The sequence below is a fragment of the Pseudomonas sp. IT-P395 genome, from assembly GCF_949767675.1.
Classification (GTDB): domain Bacteria; phylum Pseudomonadota; class Gammaproteobacteria; order Pseudomonadales; family Pseudomonadaceae; genus Aquipseudomonas.
Map to the genome: position 1 here is coordinate 480,335 of NZ_CATKPW010000022.1, position 18,502 is coordinate 498,836.

Here is an 18,502-nt window from a genome sequence, read left to right on the forward strand (position 1 = left end):
GCGGATGCGAATGTTACAGTTTCGTTACCGAAAATAGCACCGGTTCGCATCGAGCAAATAGCGGAAAATGTTGGAAGTCGCGTGTTCCTTTACGAACCTGTCGCTCAGCTGTAAGAACAGGGCGTTTTTGTCGCGCTCGGGACGTTGTGACTTAGACTCGCGATCTACAGATCGACTGATATCTCGAGATAAGCGATGACCCCGAAAGTTCGCAGGCTATTGCCCAGACTGTTGATGGTCGCAGCGGTGACTGTTTCAGTGTTGGCACTGAGCTTCGCCCAAGGTTCTGCAGCACCAGGCCTGCGCAATGTCACCGTATTGATCATCCGCCATGCAGAAAAGCCTGATGTCGGCCGAGAACTCAATGCCCGGGGCCAACAGCGCGCCGCGGCTTACGCGGACTATTTCACCTCGTTGCAGTTGGACGACCAGACACTCACACCCCAACGTCTGATCGCTACCGCCGACAGCCCGGAAAGCATCCGCCCGCGACAGACGCTGATTGCACTGTCCCAGCGCCTGCAACTGCCGATCGAGCAGCCCTACGCCAATAACGACGTCGACAAACTGGTCAGCTCGCTGCGCAAGAATAATCAGGCGAAAACCGTGCTGATCGCCTGGCACCACAGCCACATCAACAAACTGATTGCGGCGTTCGGCGGAGACGGCCCGGCACTGATCGGTCAGCCGAAATGGCCGGTGGATGTTTATGACTGGCTGATTGTTTTGCGTTTCGATGACAAGGGGCAGTTGATCAAGTCGCGTAGCGAGAAGGTTCAGGAACATCTGATGCCAGGCGATATTGCAGGCTGAAACGGTATAGGGTCCGTCAGAAAAGTTACCTTTGAGCATTCGCGTGGTGCGTTCGCCCGATTTACCGTCGTGTCTTGGGAAACGTCCTGCGTCCAAAGCAGAAGTTGCGCCATTCAGTTAAACGTCATAGCTCCGTAACCTTTGTGCTGTTGCCGGGATCGGCATTCGGGTGCTCAGGGGGCGGATCATGCGGTGGATTGTGGCGTTGCTTTTGTTGCTGGTCGGCGGTGTCGTGCAAACGGCAGGAGCGCTGTTGATTCCCGAAGACAACCCCCGACCAATTTATCCACTGGCATTGTCCAGGGCCGGGATTACGGGAGAGGTTAAGGCTCGTTTCATCGTCAGGGCGGATGGCTCGGTCAGCGAAATCAGCATTCTGAAAAGCGACCACCCCGATCTGGCTGAAGCGGTCAGAGTTGCGCTGGTGCAGTGGCGTTTCAAGCCTTGGGCTGTAGAGGAGGACAAACCCGAAAAGCAGGAAGTCGTCGCGCCGATAGTCTTTCGGCTCGATCTGGATCAATCCATTCACGTCAACCAGCAACTGAAAGCCTTGCGATGCCGTGCAGTTAACGACAACCTCGCCAACATTGCAGAGTACTCATGGATCGATTCGATGGTGTTCGCACAAACCCGCGCCTATCTATCGAACGTCTTCCATAAAACTCAGCTACCGGAGGCACAGCGTCTGGCGATGATTGCCAGGATGAATCGGCAGGTTGAAAAGATTGTCAGGGCTTGTCGAGAGAGCCCTGCGCGCAAATTCATGAGCCTGTTGCCGGCGGATATTCGTGAGTTGCTTTGATAGCAAAGGCCAGTACAACCGAACCGGACATTCTGGCCTTTATCGAAAGGTCACTCAGCGAACCTGCACCACAACCTTGCCTACAGCCTTGCGCTGCCCAAGATCATTGATCGCCTGTGCGGCATTGCTCAGCGGATAGACCTGCGACACCAGCGGTTTCAACTTGCCCTCGGCAAACCAACCGAACAATTGCTGGAAGTTCGCCGCATTGTCTTGCGGCTGGCGCTGGGCGAAGGAGCCCCAGAACACGCCGAGTACCGCCGCGCCTTTGAGCAGGGCAAGGTTGACCGGTAGTTCCGGAATGCGCCCGCTGGCGAAGCCGACCACCAGCAAGCGTCCGTTCCAGGCGATAGCGCGAATGGCTTGATCGAACAGATCACCGCCGACCGGGTCGTAAATCACATCGGCGCCCTGGCCGTCGGTGAGGCGTTTGATTTCGTCCTTGAGGCTGGTTTCGCTGTAGTTGATCAGCTCATCGGCGCCCGCAGCCTTGGCCACCGCGAGTTTCTCGGCGCTGCTGGCGGCAGCAATCACGCGGGCGCCCATGGCTTTGCCGATTTCCACAGCCGCCAGGCCGACACCGCCGGAAGCGCCGAGCACCAGCAGGGTTTCGCCCGGTTGCAGGTTGGCGCGTTGCTTGAGCGCATGCATCGAGGTGCCGTAGGTCATGCTGAAGGCGGCAGCGATATTGAAGTCCATCGACGGCGGGATCGGCAGCACGTTATAGCCTGGCACCGCGACCTGTTCGGCGAAGCTGCCCCAACCGGTCAGGGCCATGACGCGGTCACCAACCTTGAGGTGGCTGACCTTTTCCCCGACTTCGCGGACCACGCCTGCGGCTTCTCCGCCCGGCGAGAACGGGAAGGGCGGCTTGAACTGGTATTTGCCCTCGATGATCAGCGTGTCCGGGAAGTTGACCCCGGCGGCGTGCACGTCCAGCAGGATTTCGTTCTTCTTCAGGGCGGGACTGGCGACGTCTTCCAGCACCAGCGATTCGGCAGGGCCGAAGGCTTTGCACAGCACGGCTTTCATCAGGGCTATTCCTTTGGGAGTGATGGCCGATAAGTGTAGGTGTGTCAGTCAACGGGTCAACGAGCATGCCCGGCCCTGATAGTCAGCCATAAGCTTGTGCTTGCGCGGCGGGTCGTTATGCTAGGCCGCAAACCGGATAAGGAGCGAATTGTGAAAGCGTGGATCATGTTGTTGCTGGCCCTGTCTCTGCCTGTGGCAGCGCTGGCCGAAGAAGCCAAAGAAGGCGAGGCGCCGAAGGTCAACTACATCACCCTGAGCCCGCCATTTGTGGGCAACTACGGGCTGGACGGCACGCCGAAGCTCAAGGTCTACAAGGCCGATGTGGCATTGCGCGTGACTGGTGAAGAAGCGACCAAACTGGTCAAGGCCAACGAGCCGCTGATCCGTAATCAACTGGTGGCGTTGTTTACGCAGCAGACCACCGAGGCGATGGGCAGCATCGAAGGTAAAGAGAAGCTGCGTCAGGAAGCGCTGAAACAGACCCAGCAAGTGATGAATGACGAGACCGGCAAGCCGGTGGTTGAAGATCTGTTGTTCAACAACCTGATCATTCAATAAATCTTCTGTTGTCCGGGCCGGCCTCATCGCTGGCAGCCAGCTCCCACAAGGTTCTGCGGCGATCACAATATTGTGTTCCATCGCAAATCCTGTGGGAGCTGGCTTGCCAGCGATTGCATTATGGCAGGCGCCAAATAAATCAGGGTTTGAGGGTGATCACCGCCGCCCACTGCTCAGCCGTCACCGGCATCACCGACAACCGCGAACCCTTCTGCACCAACGGCATCTCGGCCAACGCGGTCTGCTGCTTCAAATAATCCAGCTTCAACACCCGCGCAAACGTCTCGACGTGTTCAACGTCAATCGCGCTCCAGGCATTTTTCTCCGCTGTAGCCTTCGGGTCGAAGTAATGACTTTCCGGCTCCAGTGCGGTGGGATCCGGGTACGCCGCTGCGATTATTTTGCCGATTCCGGCAATTCCCGGCTCCGGGCAACTGGAATGGTAAAAAAAGAACTCATCGCCCACCGCCATCGCACGCAGGAAGTTGCGCGCCTGATAGTTGCGAACCCCGTCCCAGCGCGCTTTGCCGAGTTTTTCCAGACCTTTGATCGAGAGTTCGTCGGGCTCGGACTTCATCAGCCAATAGGCCATGGTTTTGTGCTCCTGAAACGGTCATTGGGCAGGTTGTCGGGCAATTTTATGACAAACCGACAGTCGGTTGACGTCAGCGTTTGCGCGCAGGTTCACGTTGTCGCAAAATGCCGGCCTTTAAAGCTTGACGCTGCTGCACGGCCTACAAACGGAAACCGCTGCTGTCATCGTGATGATGTGCCTTGAGGGGGGCAATCGATGAAACGCAAACCGGATTTACTATGGACTTTGGTAATTTTGTTCGGCCTGGGCGTCGTGACCACCGGTTACGCGCAGAGCCTGTGGGCCAATAAGGCCGATGCGCCGATCGAAGTCGCGCAACAGGTTCAACAGTCGACAGCCTTCAAGCGCTGAAACGGCTTTTTCGACGCCGCTGATCTGCGCGGCGTCCTATCCTGCGAAATACCACGCCTTGTCGCTGACTGTGCCCTGTAACGGTACATCCCAACTCGCCTGCGCCAACCTCTCGACCTTCTGACATTCATGGGCCAGCCCCAGCAACGTCGGCTTGCGCCAGCTTTTGCGTCGAGCCAGATACCCCAGACTGCGATCATAGAAACCGCCGCCCATGCCGAGGCGCCCGCCGACATCGTCAAACCCTACCAACGGCAACAACACCAGATCCAGCGCCCAGACCTTGCGTTGCTGTGCCAGATTGGCCCGTGGCTCGAGAATGCGGAAGCGATTGGGTTTGAGTTTTTCCCCGGGACGAATGCGCTGGAAAACCATCTTGGTTCGCGGCCAGGCGCTGAGCACCGGCAGGTAGGTCGCTTTGCCGCGACGCTGGGCTTCACGCAGCAGCAGGCGCGGATCGATTTCACCGTCGGTGGGCAAATACAAAGAGATGTGTCTGGCCCGGCGAAAGTGCGGGTCTTGCGCCAATTGCCGGTACAGGCCCTTGGCAGCCTGGCGTTGTTCGCTTTTGCTCAGCGCACGGCGCGCCTTGCGCAGCAGGCGGCGGAGTTGCGGGCGGGGCAGCAGCGCGGGTTCGGTCATGGTTCGGCTTCGGCAGGATGGGTGCAAAAACGTACGCATAAAAAATCCGATGGCGGTTTTCACCGACATCGGATTCGAATCAGGCTCCCCGGATGAACCGCTGTCAACTTAGCCCTTGAACCCGAAAGTTCAAGGTGGAAGATGCAGTAGACTTTAAGGCTTTCCGTCTAGCGGACATGCACACCAGCCCAACGTGCAACTTCCAGGGTAGTGCGAATCGGCTCAGGGACATCGTCAACTGGCAAGCACCCCAGGGAGTGCCGCGAGTATACCGCAAGCGGCCAGTCGAATCAGCCCTTGGTGGTGGTCTGATCGTCGGCGAGCACCAGATCGACACGATCAAGCAAGTCGCGCACCTGTTCACGGGTCGAACCGCTGGCCTGGATATCCGGGCGCTCTTCTTTGTGCAAGAGGTCATGGGTGATGTTCAGCGCGGCCATCACAGCAATGCGATCGGCGCCGATGACTTTGCCGCTGCTGCGGATTTCGCGCATCTTGCCATCCAGGTAGCGCGCGGCGCTGACCAGATTGCTGCGTTCTTCCTGCGGACAGATGATCGAATACTCTTTATCGAGGATCTGCACGGTGACGCTATTGCTTGAACTCATGAGTCTTGCTCCAGGGCCTTGAGGCGCGAAATCATCGATTCGACCTTACGCCGGGCGATTTCGTTTTTTTCAATGAGGTGAGCGCGTTCCTCGCGCCAGGTCTTTTCCTGAGCTAGTAAGAGTGCGTTTTGGCTCTTAAGTTGCTCGACTCGGCCAATCAGCAGTTCGAGTCTGGCCATCAGCGCTTGCAGGTCGGTGTCTTCCATTGTGTCCACTGGGTCGGAGTCTGTCTGATGGGATAGCTGGCGGACAGCCTTTAATAGTCTTGGCGAGTCTGTCGATGTAGGATACAAGGCCTTCATTCTAGACATAGCGCCGTCTGGCGCCTAGCTGCCCATGACCATTGCGAATTCCCCGTACCAAGCCTTTGCCACCCTGCTGACTTCCAGCGGCCACAACGTCTCGCCTGCCGAACTGCACGGCGTGCTGCTCGGACGCAGCTGCGCCGGTGCCGGCTTCGATAACGAAGGCTGGTTGATCGACGCCGCCGAACTGCTCGAAGGCGATATCCAGGACAACGTCCGTAACGCCTTGATCGGCCTGCAAGAGATGGTCAAAGGTGAACTGACCGGCGACGACGTCACTGTCGTCCTGCTGCTGCCGACCGATGATGCGCCACTGGCCGACCGCGCCGCTGCACTGGGCGAATGGTGCCAGGGCTTCCTCAGCGGTTTCGGCCTGAACTGCCGCGACAGCAGCATGCTCAGCACGGAAGCCACCGAAGTGCTGCAGGACTTGGCGGCCATTTCTCAGGTGCAAGACGCCCTCGAAGAATCCGAAGACGGCGAGACCGACTACATGGAAGTCATGGAGTACCTGCGCGTCGCGCCGCTGCTGCTGTTCTCGGAAACCAAGAAAGCCGACGTGCCGCCAGCCGCCAAGCCGTCGCTGCATTAATCGCGTGCCAGGGAAAGCCATCTGCCCATGACCCATATCCCGAAAGCGGAATACAGCCGTCGCCGCAAGGCCCTGATGGCGCAGATGGAACCCAACAGCATTGCGATTTTGCCCGCCGCGGCGGTGGCCATTCGCAACCGCGACGTCGAGCACGTCTACCGCCAGGATAGCGACTTCCAGTACCTCAGCGGGTTTCCCGAGCCGCAAGCCGTCATCGTTTTGATGCCCGGCCGTGAGCATGGCGAATACGTGCTGTTCTGCCGTGAGCGCAACGCCGAACGCGAATTGTGGGACGGCTTGCGCGCAGGCCAGGAGGGCGCGATCCGCGACTTCGGCGCCGACGACGCTTTCCCGATCACCGACATCGACGACATCCTCCCCGGCCTGATCGAAGGCCGTGACCGGGTGTATTCGGCGATGGGCAGCAACCCCGAATTCGATCGCCACTTGATGGACTGGATCAACGTCATCCGCTCCAAGGCGCATCTTGGCGCCCAGCCGCCGAACGAATTCGTTGCCCTGGATCATCTGCTGCACGACATGCGCCTGTATAAATCGGCGGCGGAAGTGAAGGTGATGCGCGAAGCCGCACGGATCTCGGCGCAAGCCCACATCCGCGCGATGCAAGCCAGTCGGGCCGGGCTCCACGAGTACAGCCTCGAAGCCGAACTCGACTACGAATTCCGCAAGGGCGGGGCGAAAATGCCCGCGTACGGTTCCATCGTCGCCGCCGGGCGCAACAGCTGCATCCTGCATTACCAGCAGAATGACGCAGTGCTCAAGGACGGCGATCTGGTGTTGATCGACGCTGGCTGCGAGATCGATTGCTACGCCAGCGACATCACCCGCACCTGGCCGGTCAACGGCAAGTTTTCGCCCGAGCAGAAAGCGATCTACGAATTGGTACTGGCCTCGCAGGAAGCCGCGTTCGCTGAAATCGCCCCGAACAAGCACTGGAATCAGGCGCACGAAGCCACGGTTCGAGTGATTACCACGGGGCTGGTGAAGCTCGGATTGCTGCAAGGCGAGGTCGATGAATTGATCGCCAGTGAAGCCTACAAAGCTTTCTATATGCACCGCGCCGGTCACTGGCTGGGCATGGATGTACACGACGTCGGCGAGTACAAGGTCGGCGGCGAATGGCGCGTGCTGGAAGTCGGCATGGCGCTGACCGTGGAACCGGGCATCTACATCGCTCCGGATAATCAGAACGTTGCGAAGAAATGGCGCGGCATCGGCGTGCGCATCGAGGACGACGTGGTGGTGACCAAAACCGGTTGTGAAATCCTCACTAGCGGCGTGCCGAAAACCGTCGCCGACATCGAAGCGCTGATGGCGCAAGCAAGGACACACGCGGCATGAGTCGAGTCAATCTGGCAATCATCGGTGGCGGTCTGGTCGGCGCCAGTCTGGCGTTGGCCTTGCAGGCCGGCGCCAAGGCGCGAGGCTGGAAGATCGTGCTGATCGAGCCGTTCGCTCCGGGCGACAGCTGGCAGCCGAGCTACGACGCACGTTCATCGGCGCTGTCCTTCGGTTCGCGACAGATTTATCAACGGCTGGGCGTGTGGCAGGAAATCTCCCGCCGCGCCGAGCCGATCAAACAGATTCACGTCTCCGACCGTGGCCGCTTCTCTACCGCGCGTTTGTCAGCGATGGAAGAGGGTGTGCCAGCGCTCGGTTACGTGGTGGAAAACGCCTGGCTCGGCCAGTGCCTGTGGCAGCACATCGATAAAGACGTGATCAGTTGGCGCTGCCCGGCGGAAGTCACGCGCATGGAACCGCTGCCCGACGGCTATCGCCTGACCCTCAACGATGAAACCACCCTTGAGTGCGACCTCGCAGTGCTCGCCGATGGCGGTCGCTCCGGTCTGCGCGAGCAGTTGGGTATCAACGTGCGCAAGCGTCCGTACAACCAGAGTGCGCTGATCGCCAACATCACCCCGAGCGAAGCGCACAACGGCATGGCCTTCGAGCGCTTCACTGACGAAGGGCCGATGGCGCTGCTGCCGCTGCCGGACAACCGCTGCGCACTGGTCTGGACGCGTCTGGGCATGGACGCGCAGCGCTTGGCCGATTTGAGCGAGCGCGATTTCCTCAGCGAATTGCAGGGTGTGTTCGGTTATCGCCTCGGAACTTTGAAGCAGGTTGGCGCACGGCATTTGTATCCGCTGATGCTGGTCGAAGCCGAAGAGCAGGTGCGTTCGCATCTGGCCGTGCTCGGTAATGCCGCGCATAGCCTGCACCCGATAGCCGGGCAGGGTTTCAACCTCTCGCTGCGTGATGCCGATGCCTTGGCCGCCGCGTTGTTGTCCAGTGAAAAGCCGCTGGGCGACTTCGCCACGTTGCAGGCTTATCGCGAGCGGCAGCGCCTCGATCAGGACCTCACCGTCGGTTTTTCCGATCAGGTCACGCGGCTGTTCGGCAGCACGCAGCCGCTGGTTTCGCTGGGGCGCAACATCGGTTTGCTCGGTCTCGATCTGTTGCCGCCGGCCAAGCGCTGGTTTGCGCGTCAGGCCATGGGTTTGGGAACGCGTCCGGATGCGTAACTGGTTGATCCGTTCGTTCGGCAAGGCGCGGTTGATGCGCTGGATCATGACGTTCTACCCACCATATCTAGGCGCCGGTGTTCGGGTTCGGCACATCAGCGATGATTTTCGCGACGTGCAGGTGTCGATGGGGCTCGGCTGGTACAACCGCAACTACGTCGGCACGCAGTTTGGCGGCAGTCTGTATTCGATGGTCGATCCGTTCTTCATGCTGATGCTCATGGAAAACCTCGGATCGAAGTACATCGTCTGGGACAAGGCTGCCGACATCGATTTCATTGCGCCGGGCAAAGGCCCGGTGTTCGCCCGGTTCACGATCGACGAGACCTTGCTCGCCGAGGTTCGCCGGCAGACCGCCAATGGCGAAAAGTACCTGCCGCAGTTGCAGGTCGACATTCATGACGGCGCCGGCAATCTGGTGGCGCGGGTCGGTAAAACCCTTTACGTGCGGCTCAAGCCGCAAGCGAGACAGGCTTAAAGCATGGAAATGCGCGCAGATCTGCTGATTGTCGGAGCCGGAATGGTCGGCAGCGCCTTGGCGTTGGCGCTGCAGGACAGCGGCCTGGAAGTCCTGCTGCTCGATGGCAGCCCGCTGAGCGTCAAACCGTTCGATGCCGACGCGGCGTTTGAACCGCGCGTGAGCGCCTTGTCGGCCGCCAGTCAGCGGATTCTCGAACGCCTTGGCGTGTGGGACGGCATCGCCAAACGCCGCAGCAGCCCGTACACCGACATGCACGTCTGGGACGGCAGCGGCACCGGGCAGATTCATTTCTCGGCGAGCAGCGTGCATGCCGAGGTACTCGGTCATATCGTCGAAAACCGCGTAGTGCAGGATGCCTTGCTCGACCGTTTGCACGATTGCGATCTGGGCATGCTGGCCAATGCGCGGCTGGAACAGATGCGCCGCTCGGGCGATGACTGGCTGCTGACGCTGGCCGATGGTCGACAGTTACGCGCGCCGCTGGTGATTGCCGCTGACGGCGCCAATTCGGCAGTGCGACGTCTGACCGGTGTGGCGACGCGTGAGTGGGATTATCTGCACCACGCCATCGTCACCAGTGTGCGCAGCAGCAAACCGCACCAGATGACCGCGTGGCAGCGTTTTACCGATCACGGGCCGTTGGCGTTTTTGCCATTGGAACGTGACGGGCAGCAGGATTGGTGTTCGATCGTCTGGTCGACCACGCCGAGCGAGGCCGAGCGTTTGATGGCGCTGGATGAAGCGGATTTCTGCCGTGAGCTGGAGCGCGCCTTTGAGGGGCGTCTTGGTGAGGTAATCAGTGCTGACCCGCGACTGTGCGTGCCGCTGCGTCAGCGCCACGCCAAACGCTATGTGGCTGAAGGCTTGGCGTTGATCGGCGATGCGGCGCACACCATTCACCCGTTGGCGGGGCAGGGTGTGAATCTGGGTTTCCTTGATGCGGCGGTGCTCGCTGAAGTGCTGTTGCAGGCGGCGGAACGCGGTGAGCGTTTGGCCGATGTGAAGGTGTTGAGCCGTTACGAGCGTCGGCGCATGCCGCATAACCTGGCGTTGATGGCGGCGATGGAAGGGTTTGAGCGGTTGTTTCAGGCTGATCCGTTGCCGGTGCGTTGGTTAAGGAATGCCGGGTTGAAGCTGGTTGAGCAGATGCCGGAGGCGAAGGCGTTATTTGTGCGGGAGGCCCTCGGGTTGACGGGTGATCTTCCGGCGCTCGCAAAGCCTTGATCTTTTCGTTGCTGCTGATGGCCTCATCGCGAGCAGGCTCACTCCTACAGGGGTGGCGGTCAATCATGCAACATCTGGTAACTCCTTCAAAAAGAGTTCGATTGAGGTGGTAAATGTGAGTCCTTATCATTTGGCCCACATTTCCCGACCGAGAGACCACTCCCATGTTGGCACCCAAGCGTCTTCTGACCGCACTGGCCTTGACTCTGATCGGCAGCACCACGGCCCAGGCCGCTGATGAGGTGGTGGTTTACTCGTCGCGCATCGATGAACTGATCAAACCGGTCTTCGATGCCTACACCGCCAAGACCGGGGTGAAGATCAAGTTCATTACTGACAAGGAAGCGCCGCTGATGCAGCGCATCAAGGCCGAAGGTGAAAACGCCACCGCCGACCTGCTGCTCACCGTCGACGCTGGTAACCTCTGGCAGGCCGAGCAGATGGGCATCTTGCAGCCGTTCACCTCGAAAACCATCGACGCCAATATTCCCCTGCAATATCGCTCGTCCACTCACGCCTGGACTGGCCTGAGCCTGCGCGCGCGGACCATCGCCTACTCCACCGAACGCGTGAAGCCGGGCGAGCTGACCACCTACGAAGCGCTGGCCGACAAGAACTGGGAAGGGCGCCTGTGCCTGCGCACGGCGAAGAAGGTCTACAACCAGTCGCTGACCGCGACCATGATCGAAGTCCATGGCGCCGAGAAGACCGAGAAGATCCTCAAGGGCTGGGTCAACAACCTGTCCACCGACGTGTTCTCCGATGACGTTGCGGTGCTCGAAGCGATCAACGCCGGGCAGTGCGACGTCGGCATCGTCAACACGTACTACTACGGCCGCCTGCACAAGCAGAAACCGGAGTTGCCGGTGAAACTGTTCTGGCCGAACCAGGCCGATCGTGGTGTGCACGTGAACCTGTCCGGCATTGGCTTGACCAAACATGCGCCGCACCCGGAAGCGGCCAAGGCTTTGGTTGAGTGGATGACCACGCCTGAGGCGCAGAAGATTTTTGCTGATGTGAACCAGGAATTCCCGGCCAACCCGGCGGTGGCGCCTTCGGAAGAAGTAGCGGCGTGGGGCAAGTTCATTGCCGATACGTTGCCGGTGGAAGTGGCGGGCAAGCGTCAGGCTGAAGCGATCCGGATGATGGATCGGGCGGGTTGGAATTGAGGCTTTTCCGATAGACTTGTCTGCTTCAAGATCGCAGCCCCTCACCCCAGCCCTCTCCCAAGGGAGAGGGAGCCGATCTGTGTTGTTTTCGAAACTTGAGTTCGACTCAATATCTCAGTTCGATGTAGCTTGCATGAGCACCTCACCCTAGCCCTCTCCCTTTGGGAGAGGGCTAGGGTGAGGGCAACAATCCCAACCTGAAATACCTAATCCAAGAACACCCCAATCCCCCCAGAGACCCAAAAGTGGCCCACCCCGCCCAACGCCGCTGGTACCCCATCGTCTTCGCCATCGCCGCGCTGGTGCTGTTGCCCCTGAGTGTCCTGCTGCTCTCCTGGCAAACCATCGATCAGCAGATCTGGTCGCACTTGTGGCAAACCCAGATGCCACGCCTGCTGGGCAACACCCTGACGCTGGTCGTCGGCGTCGGTGTCGGTGTGACGCTGCTCGGTGTCAGCCTCGCCTGGCTCACCAGCCTCTGCGAATTCCCCGGGCGGCGCTGGCTCGACTGGGCACTGATGCTGCCTTTCGCCATTCCCGCCTATGTGTTGGCCTTCGTTTTCGTCGGCCTGCTCGACTTCGCCGGCCCTGTGCAGACCTTGCTGCGCGAATGGTTCGGCACCGGCCTGCGCCTGCCACGGGTGCGCTCCACCAGCGGGGTGATCATCGTGCTGGTGCTGGTCTTCTATCCCTATGTTTACCTGCTGGCGCGCACCGCGTTCCTCGCGCAGGGCAAGGGCTTGATGGAAGCGGCGCGGGTGCTCGGGCAATCGCCGTGGCAAGCCTTCTGGCGCGTGGCATTGCCGATGGCGCGGCCAGCCATCGGTGCGGGTGTGGCGCTGGCGCTGATGGAAACCCTGGCGGATTTCGGCGCGGTGTCGGTGTTCAACTTCGACACCTTCACCACGGCGATCTACAAAACCTGGTACGGCTTCTTCAGCCTGTCGAGCGCGGCGCAACTGGCCAGCCTGTTGCTGCTGGTGGTGATGCTGGTGCTCTACGGTGAACGCCGTGCGCGCGGGGCTAATCGGGCAAGCAACGAGCGGCCACGGGTCAAGGCGCTGTACCACCTGCGTGGATTCAAGGCGCTCGCGGCGATGAGCTGGTGCGGATTGGTCTTCGCCTGCGCTTTTGTCATCCCGATGCTGCAACTGATCGTCTGGTTCTGGCAGCGTGGACGTTTCGATCTGGATGAGCGTTACGCCGGGCTGATCCTGCACACCCTGTATCTGGGCGGCATGGCGGCGCTGATTACGGTCAGTGTTGCCCTACTGCTAGCGTTCGCTCGGCGACTGGCGCCGACGCCAGCGATCAACTCCGGGGTTGGTCTGGCCAACCTCGGTTACGCCTTGCCGGGTTCGGTGCTGGCGGTGTCGATCATGCTGGCGTTCAGTTATCTGGACCGTGAGCTGGTGATCCCACTGTCAGGCTGGTTCGGCGGCGCTGCCAAACCGCTGCTGCTCGGCAGTCTGGCCGCTCTGCTGATGGCCTATCTGGTGCGCTTCATCGCTGTCGCGTACGGCCCGCTGGAAAACAGCTTGGCGCGTATACGGCCATCTTTGCCCGAAGCAGCACGTAGCCTCGGTGTCAGTGGGCCGCGACTGTTTTTCAAAGTGTATCTGCCACTGTTGCTGCCCGGCACGCTGAGCGCCGCGTTGCTGGTGTTCGTCGATGTGCTCAAGGAAATGCCCGCGACCCTGCTGATGCGCCCGTTTGGCTGGGACACGCTGGCGGTGCGGATCTTTGAAATGACCAGCGAAGGCGAATGGGCACGGGCGTCATTGCCGGCGTTGACGCTGGTTCTGGTCGGCTTATTGCCGGTCATCGGACTGATTCGCCGTTCTGCGCACAGAAACACTTAGTCGTCAGTCCTGAATCATGCGGCTACAATGCGCGGCATTCGGTGCGGTTAGTCTGACAGACCTGTTCGCTGGAATCGGCTGAGAGCCTTCTATTTCAAGGCTTTCACCCGTGCAGCGGCTGTCCGCACCTTCGCCACGCCCGGAAGGAGAAACCCATGGGACAGCGTACGCCTCTGTATGACCTGCATCTCGCCTTAGGCGCGAAGATGGTCGATTTTGGCGGTTGGGACATGCCACTGCATTACGGCTCGCAGGTCGAGGAGCACCACGAAGTGCGCCGCGATTGCGGGGTGTTCGATGTATCCCACATGACCGTGATCGATGTCACCGGCAGTCAGGCCAAGGCCTGGCTTCAGCATCTGCTGGCCAATGATGTCGACCGCCTGCACCGCCCCGGCCGTGCGTTGTACAGCACCATGCTCAACGAGCGCGGCGGCATCGTCGATGACATGATCGTCTATCGTCTCGATGACTGTTATCGCCTGGTGTTCAATGCCTCCACTCGCGATCAGGATCTGGCCTGGATGAACGCGCAGCGCGGCGATTACGACGTGCAACTGCACGAACGCGCCGAACTGGCGATGCTCGCCATTCAAGGTCCGCAGGCCCGGCACAAGATTGCCGAACTGGTGACCCAGTCGCGCGCCACGCTGATCCAGCACCTCAAACCCTTCGAAGGCTATACCGATGGCGACTGGTTTATCGCCCGGACCGGTTATACCGGTGAGGATGGTCTGGAAATCTGTCTGCCGGCCAGTCAGGCGCCGGGGTTCTTCAACGATCTGGTCGGTGCCGGCATTTCCCCGATCGGCCTCGGTGCCCGCGACACTCTGCGGGTTGAAGCCGGTATGAACCTTTACGGTCAGGACATTCATCAAGACGTTTCGCCGCTGGCCTCGAACATGGCCTGGAGCATTGCCTGGGAACCGACTACGCGCCAGTTCATCGGCCGCGCCGCGCTGGAAGCGGAAAAAGCCGCCGGTGTTGCACACAAACTGGTCGGCCTGGTGCTGGAAGAGCGCGGTGTTTTGCGCGCTCATCAAGTGGTTCGCATCGCTGATGTTGGCGAAGGGGAGATCACCAGTGGTAGTTTCTCTCCTACGCTAAGCAAATCGATTGCCCTGGCGCGTGTGCCGATGGCCACCGCCGACCGCGCCGAAGTGGAAATCCGTGGCAAGTGGTACCCGGTACGAGTGGTCAAACCGACCTTCGTACGCCATGGCAAAACTTTGATCTAACCTTTTCCGGCGGGCAGCCCGCTGACAATTTCTTGAGGACACCGAAGATGAGCGATATCCCTGCCGAACTGCGTTTTGCCGAAAGTCACGAATGGGCCCGTCTGGAAGCCGACGGCACCGTAACTGTGGGCATCAGCGATCACGCGCAGGAAGCGCTGGGCGATGTGGTGTTCGTCGAACTGACCGAAGTGGGCAAGGTGTTCGCTGCCGGTGATCAATCCGGTGTGGTCGAGTCGGTGAAAGCCGCTTCCGATATCTATTCGCCGGTCAGCGGTGAAGTCATCGCAATCAACGAAGAACTGGGCGCCTCGCCCGAGCTGCTGAACTCCGACCCGTATGGCGCGTGGATCTTCAAGCTCAAGCCAAGCGACAAGGCTGAGCTGGACAAGCTGCTGGATGCTGCAGCGTACAAGGCTGTCATCGGCGAGTAAGCGTTAAGCAACACCCCAAAGCCCCGACTTGTCGGGGCTTTTTTTTTAGGATCAAAAGATCGCAGCCTTCGGCAGCTCCTACAGGAGGATGGTGTACATCTTGTAGGAGCTGCCGAAGGCTGCGATCTTTTGATCTTCAAGGGCACTGCTATGCTGGTTTGACCGTGTTGCATTGACGCCGAGCGCCAGCCAAGAGAGAGCCCGTCATGTCCCAGTTGCCGTCCCTGAGCCAGTTACGCGACCCCGACGCTTTTCTGCGCCGTCACCTCGGCCCCGATGCTGCCGAACAGCAGGCGATGCTCGACAGCCTCGGCCTCGGTAGTCGAATCGAACTGATCGAGCAAACGGTGCCGCCAGGCATTCGCTTCAATCGCGCGCTCGACCTGCCGGCGGCGCTGGATGAACAAGCCGCGCTGGCCAAGCTGCGCAGTTACGCCGAGCAGAATCAGGTCTGGACCAGCCTGATCGGTATGGGCTACCACGGTACCCTGACGCCAACCGTCATCCTGCGCAACGTGCTGGAAAATCCCGGTTGGTACACCGCGTACACGCCGTATCAGCCCGAGATCGCGCAGGGCAGACTCGAAGCGCTGCTGAACTTTCAGCAGCTGACCATCGACCTCACCGGCCTCGAATTGGCCAATGCCTCGCTGCTCGATGAAGCCACGGCAGCGGCGGAAGCCATGGCACTGGCCAAGCGTGTGGCGAAGTCGAAGAGCAATCTGTTTTTCGTCGATGAGAACTGCCACCCGCAAACCATTTCCGTGGTGCAGACCCGTGCCGAAGGCTTCGGTTTCGAGCTGATCATCGACGCTGTGGATAACTTGAAGCAGCATCAGGTGTTTGGCGCGCTGCTGCAATATCCGGACACTCATGGCGAGGTTCGCGACCTGCGTCCGGCGATCGATCACTTGCATGCGCAACAGGCATTGGCTTGTGTCGCTACTGATTTATTGAGCTTGCTACTGCTGACACCCCCGGGAGAGTTGGGCGCAGATGTGGTGTTCGGTTCCTCGCAGCGTTTTGGCGTGCCAATGGGTTATGGCGGCCCGCACGCGGCGTTCTTTGCCAGCCGCGAGGAATACAAAAGGGCGATTCCCGGGCGGATCATCGGTGTGTCGAAAGATGCCCGGGGCAACGTCGCGTTGCGCATGGCATTGCAAACCCGTGAGCAACATATTCGTCGTGAGAAGGCCAATTCGAACATCTGTACGGCGCAGGTATTGCTGGCCAACATCGCCAGTTTTTACGCGGTCTATCACGGGCCGGAAGGCTTGAAGCGTATCGCCCAGCGCGTCCATCGGCTGACCTGCATTCTGGCCGCAGGACTTGAGCGCAAAGGGATCAACCGGATCAATGCGCAATTCTTCGACACGCTGACGCTGGACGTCGGCGGTGCGCAAACGGCGATCATCGAGAGTGCTCAGGCTGCGCAGATCAACCTGAGAATTCTCGGCCGTGGGCGGGTAGGGCTGAGCCTCGACGAAACCTGCGATGAAGCCACCGTCGCCAGACTTTTCGATGTATTGCTCGGGGCTGATCATGGGTTGACCGTCGTCGATCTCGACGCCGAGGCGCTGACCTCAGGCATTCCCGACAACCTGCAACGCCAAACACCGTATCTGCGTCATCCGGTGTTCAACGCGCATCACAGCGAAACCGAGATGCTGCGCTACCTCAAGCAACTGGAAAACAAGGATCTGGCGCTCAACCAGTCAATGATCCCGCTGGGCTCCTGCACCATGAAACTCAACGCCACCAGCGAAATGATCCCGATCACCTGGCCGCAGTTCGCTAACCTGCATCCGTTCGTGCCGCGTGAGCAGGCGGTCGGTTATACGTTGATGATCGAAGAACTGGAGCGCTGGCTCTGCGCAATCACCGGGTTCGATGCGATCTGCATGCAGCCCAACTCCGGCGCCCAGGGCGAATACGCCGGTCTGCTGGCGATCCGCAAATATCACGAGAGCCGTCAGCAGGGCGCGCGGGATATCTGCCTGATTCCGTCCTCGGCCCATGGCACCAACCCGGCCTCGGCGCAAATGGCCGGGATGCGTGTGGTGATCGTTGAGTGCGACGAGGCGGGCAACGTCGATCTGCAGGATCTGAAAGCGAAAGCCGCCGAGGCTGGGGATAAGTTGTCGTGCCTGATGGCGACTTATCCGTCGACCCATGGTGTGTACGAGGAGGGCATCAGCGAGATCTGCGAAGTTATCCACAAACACGGTGGTCAGGTGTACATGGACGGCGCCAATCTCAATGCGCAGGTCGGGCTGGCGCGGCCGGCGGACATCGGCGCCGACGTGTCGCACATGAATTTGCACAAGACTTTTTGCATTCCCCATGGCGGCGGTGGGCCGGGCATGGGGCCGATCGGTATTCGTGCGCACCTGGCGCCGTTCGTCGCCAATCATCCGGTGGTGCCAATCGATGGGCCGTTGGCGCAGAACGGCGCCGTCAGCGCAGCACCGTGGGGCAGCGCGAGCATTTTGCCGATCAGCTGGATGTACATCGCCATGATGGGGCCGCAATTGGCCGATGCCAGTGAAGTGGCGATCCTGGCGGCGAATTACCTGGCGCAGCATTTATCCGGCGCGTTCCCGGTGTTGTACACAGGACGCAACGGGCGTGTGGCTCATGAATGCATTCTCGACCTGCGACCGTTGAAAACGCAGACCGGCATCAGTGAGGAAGACGTAGCCAAGCGTCTGATGGATTACGGCTTCCATGCACCGACCATGTCATTCCCGGTACCGGGGACTTTGATGGTCGAGCCGACCGAGAGTGAATCCAAAGCAGAGCTGGACCGATTTATTGGTGCAATGTTGAGTATTCGCGCGGAAATCACTGAGGTGCAGAACGGCAACTGGCCGACCGAGGACAACCCGCTGAAACGCGCGCCGCATACCCTGGCGGATGTCACCGGGGTGTGGGAGCGGCCGTACAGCATCGAGCAAGGAATTACCCCGGATGCGCACACGAAAGCGCACAAGTATTGGCCGGCGGTGAATCGGGTCGACAATGTCTACGGCGATCGCAACCTGTTCTGCGCCTGCGTCCCGGTGGACGACTACCGCTGATACTTAGGTCCACTCAGTTCCCCTGTAGGAGTGAGCCTGCTCGCGATAGCGGTGGATCAGTCACCGGAAAATTTGCCTGATACACCGCTATCGCGAGCAGGCTCACTCCTACAAGGGATTGTGGTGAATCTGAAATCCGGGCAAAAAAATGCCGCTCGATTGAGCGGCATTTT

The 18,502-nt window shown here is 60.0% G+C and carries 19 protein-coding genes and 1 other RNA gene; 14 read left to right on the top strand and 6 right to left on the bottom strand.

All coding sequences use genetic code 11. The features are described from left to right. The first annotated feature begins 195 nt into the window (after nt 1-195). Both ACM6IN_RS17460 and ACM6IN_RS17465 read left to right on the top strand, forming a co-directional pair. Entirely contained in the window at nt 196-813 is a 618-nt protein-coding gene (locus tag ACM6IN_RS17460; protein WP_123376135.1) for a flagellar basal body-associated protein FliL, read from the top strand. A gap of 187 nt (nt 814-1,000) precedes the next feature. Continuing rightward, entirely contained in the window at nt 1,001-1,615 is a 615-nt protein-coding gene (locus ACM6IN_RS17465; protein ID WP_414916435.1) for an energy transducer TonB, read from the top strand. A gap of 54 nt (nt 1,616-1,669) precedes the next feature. Here ACM6IN_RS17465 and ACM6IN_RS17470 read toward each other — a convergent pair whose 3' ends face one another. Beyond that, on the bottom strand, nt 1,670-2,647 hold the full coding sequence (locus tag ACM6IN_RS17470) for an NADPH:quinone oxidoreductase family protein (RefSeq protein WP_007911184.1): 978 nt from the start codon (nt 2,645-2,647) through the stop codon (nt 1,670-1,672). A 150-nt stretch (nt 2,648-2,797) separates the two neighbouring features. Between ACM6IN_RS17470 and ACM6IN_RS17475 the strand changes: the two genes are divergently transcribed. Next, on the top strand, nt 2,798-3,205 hold the full coding sequence (locus tag ACM6IN_RS17475) for a flagellar basal body-associated protein FliL (protein ID WP_027610485.1): 408 nt from the start codon (nt 2,798-2,800) through the stop codon (nt 3,203-3,205). Nucleotides 3,206-3,344: 139 nt separating this feature from the next. Here the strand turns inward: ACM6IN_RS17475 and ACM6IN_RS17480 are convergent, their stop codons facing one another. Further along, entirely contained in the window at nt 3,345-3,797 is a 453-nt protein-coding gene (locus ACM6IN_RS17480) for an EVE domain-containing protein (RefSeq protein WP_007911191.1), read from the bottom strand. 198 nt (nt 3,798-3,995) lie between these two features. On the opposite strand from ACM6IN_RS17480, the gene ACM6IN_RS17485 reads away from it, so the two are divergent. After that, nucleotides 3,996-4,151, top strand: a complete 156-nt coding sequence (locus tag ACM6IN_RS17485; RefSeq protein WP_007911192.1) for a hypothetical protein — start codon at nt 3,996-3,998, stop codon at nt 4,149-4,151. Nucleotides 4,152-4,187: 36 nt separating this feature from the next. Here ACM6IN_RS17485 and ACM6IN_RS17490 read toward each other — a convergent pair whose 3' ends face one another. The 4 genes from ACM6IN_RS17490 to ACM6IN_RS17505 form a co-directional block, all read right to left on the bottom strand. Further along, the gene (locus tag ACM6IN_RS17490; protein ID WP_095112863.1) at nt 4,188-4,793 is read right to left on the bottom strand and encodes a 5-formyltetrahydrofolate cyclo-ligase; all 606 of its coding nucleotides are present in this window, start codon (nt 4,791-4,793) and stop codon (nt 4,188-4,190) included. Between the two features lie 81 nt (nt 4,794-4,874). Next, nucleotides 4,875-5,053, bottom strand: a non-coding RNA gene (gene ssrS, locus ACM6IN_RS17495) — 6S RNA. A 30-nt stretch (nt 5,054-5,083) separates the two neighbouring features. Continuing rightward, a complete protein-coding gene (locus tag ACM6IN_RS17500; protein ID WP_007911195.1) occupies nt 5,084-5,401 on the bottom strand; it encodes a cell division protein ZapA in 318 nt (105 codons plus the stop codon). Beyond that, complete coding sequence (locus ACM6IN_RS17505; protein ID WP_007911197.1) at nt 5,398-5,607, bottom strand: TIGR02449 family protein; 210 nt, start codon at nt 5,605-5,607, stop codon at nt 5,398-5,400. Before ACM6IN_RS17505 ends, ACM6IN_RS17500 begins: the two co-directional genes overlap by 4 nt. A gap of 130 nt (nt 5,608-5,737) precedes the next feature. Here ACM6IN_RS17505 and ACM6IN_RS17510 point away from each other — a divergent pair, with 130 nt between their 5' ends. The 10 genes from ACM6IN_RS17510 to gcvP all read left to right on the top strand — a co-directional run bounded on the left by ACM6IN_RS17510 (nt 5,738) and on the right by gcvP (nt 18,329). Further along, a complete protein-coding gene (locus ACM6IN_RS17510) occupies nt 5,738-6,298 on the top strand; it encodes a YecA family protein (protein WP_007911199.1) in 561 nt (186 codons plus the stop codon). 27 nt (nt 6,299-6,325) lie between these two features. Continuing rightward, nucleotides 6,326-7,660, top strand: coding sequence for a Xaa-Pro aminopeptidase (gene pepP / locus ACM6IN_RS17515; protein ID WP_007911201.1), 1,335 nt, complete (start codon nt 6,326-6,328; stop codon nt 7,658-7,660). After that, nucleotides 7,657-8,844 (top strand): 2-octaprenyl-6-methoxyphenyl hydroxylase, encoded by a 1,188-nt coding sequence (ubiH, locus tag ACM6IN_RS17520; RefSeq protein ID WP_095112840.1) that lies wholly within the window; start codon nt 7,657-7,659, stop codon nt 8,842-8,844. Before pepP ends, ubiH begins: the two co-directional genes overlap by 4 nt. Further along, nucleotides 8,837-9,322 (top strand): DUF4442 domain-containing protein, encoded by a 486-nt coding sequence (locus tag ACM6IN_RS17525; RefSeq protein ID WP_007911204.1) that lies wholly within the window; start codon nt 8,837-8,839, stop codon nt 9,320-9,322. Before ubiH ends, ACM6IN_RS17525 begins: the two co-directional genes overlap by 8 nt. Nucleotides 9,323-9,331: 9 nt before the next feature. Next, entirely contained in the window at nt 9,332-10,549 is a 1,218-nt protein-coding gene (locus tag ACM6IN_RS17530; protein WP_162835966.1) for a 2-octaprenyl-3-methyl-6-methoxy-1,4-benzoquinol hydroxylase, read from the top strand. A 164-nt stretch (nt 10,550-10,713) separates the two neighbouring features. Continuing rightward, nucleotides 10,714-11,718: an extracellular solute-binding protein gene (locus ACM6IN_RS17535; protein WP_016772637.1), complete on the top strand. Its 1,005-nt coding sequence runs from the start codon at nt 10,714-10,716 to the stop codon at nt 11,716-11,718. 245 nt (nt 11,719-11,963) lie between these two features. Beyond that, on the top strand, nt 11,964-13,580 hold the full coding sequence (locus tag ACM6IN_RS17540; RefSeq protein WP_414894584.1) for an ABC transporter permease: 1,617 nt from the start codon (nt 11,964-11,966) through the stop codon (nt 13,578-13,580). A 155-nt stretch (nt 13,581-13,735) separates the two neighbouring features. After that, nucleotides 13,736-14,818: a glycine cleavage system aminomethyltransferase GcvT gene (gene gcvT, locus ACM6IN_RS17545; protein WP_007911214.1), complete on the top strand. Its 1,083-nt coding sequence runs from the start codon at nt 13,736-13,738 to the stop codon at nt 14,816-14,818. Between the two features lie 47 nt (nt 14,819-14,865). Further along, the gene (gcvH, locus tag ACM6IN_RS17550; protein WP_414894586.1) at nt 14,866-15,249 is read left to right on the top strand and encodes a glycine cleavage system protein GcvH; all 384 of its coding nucleotides are present in this window, start codon (nt 14,866-14,868) and stop codon (nt 15,247-15,249) included. Nucleotides 15,250-15,455: 206 nt separating this feature from the next. Further along, the gene (gene gcvP / locus ACM6IN_RS17555; protein ID WP_414916436.1) at nt 15,456-18,329 is read left to right on the top strand and encodes an aminomethyl-transferring glycine dehydrogenase; all 2,874 of its coding nucleotides are present in this window, start codon (nt 15,456-15,458) and stop codon (nt 18,327-18,329) included. The last annotated feature ends 173 nt before the right edge of the window (nt 18,330-18,502 follow it).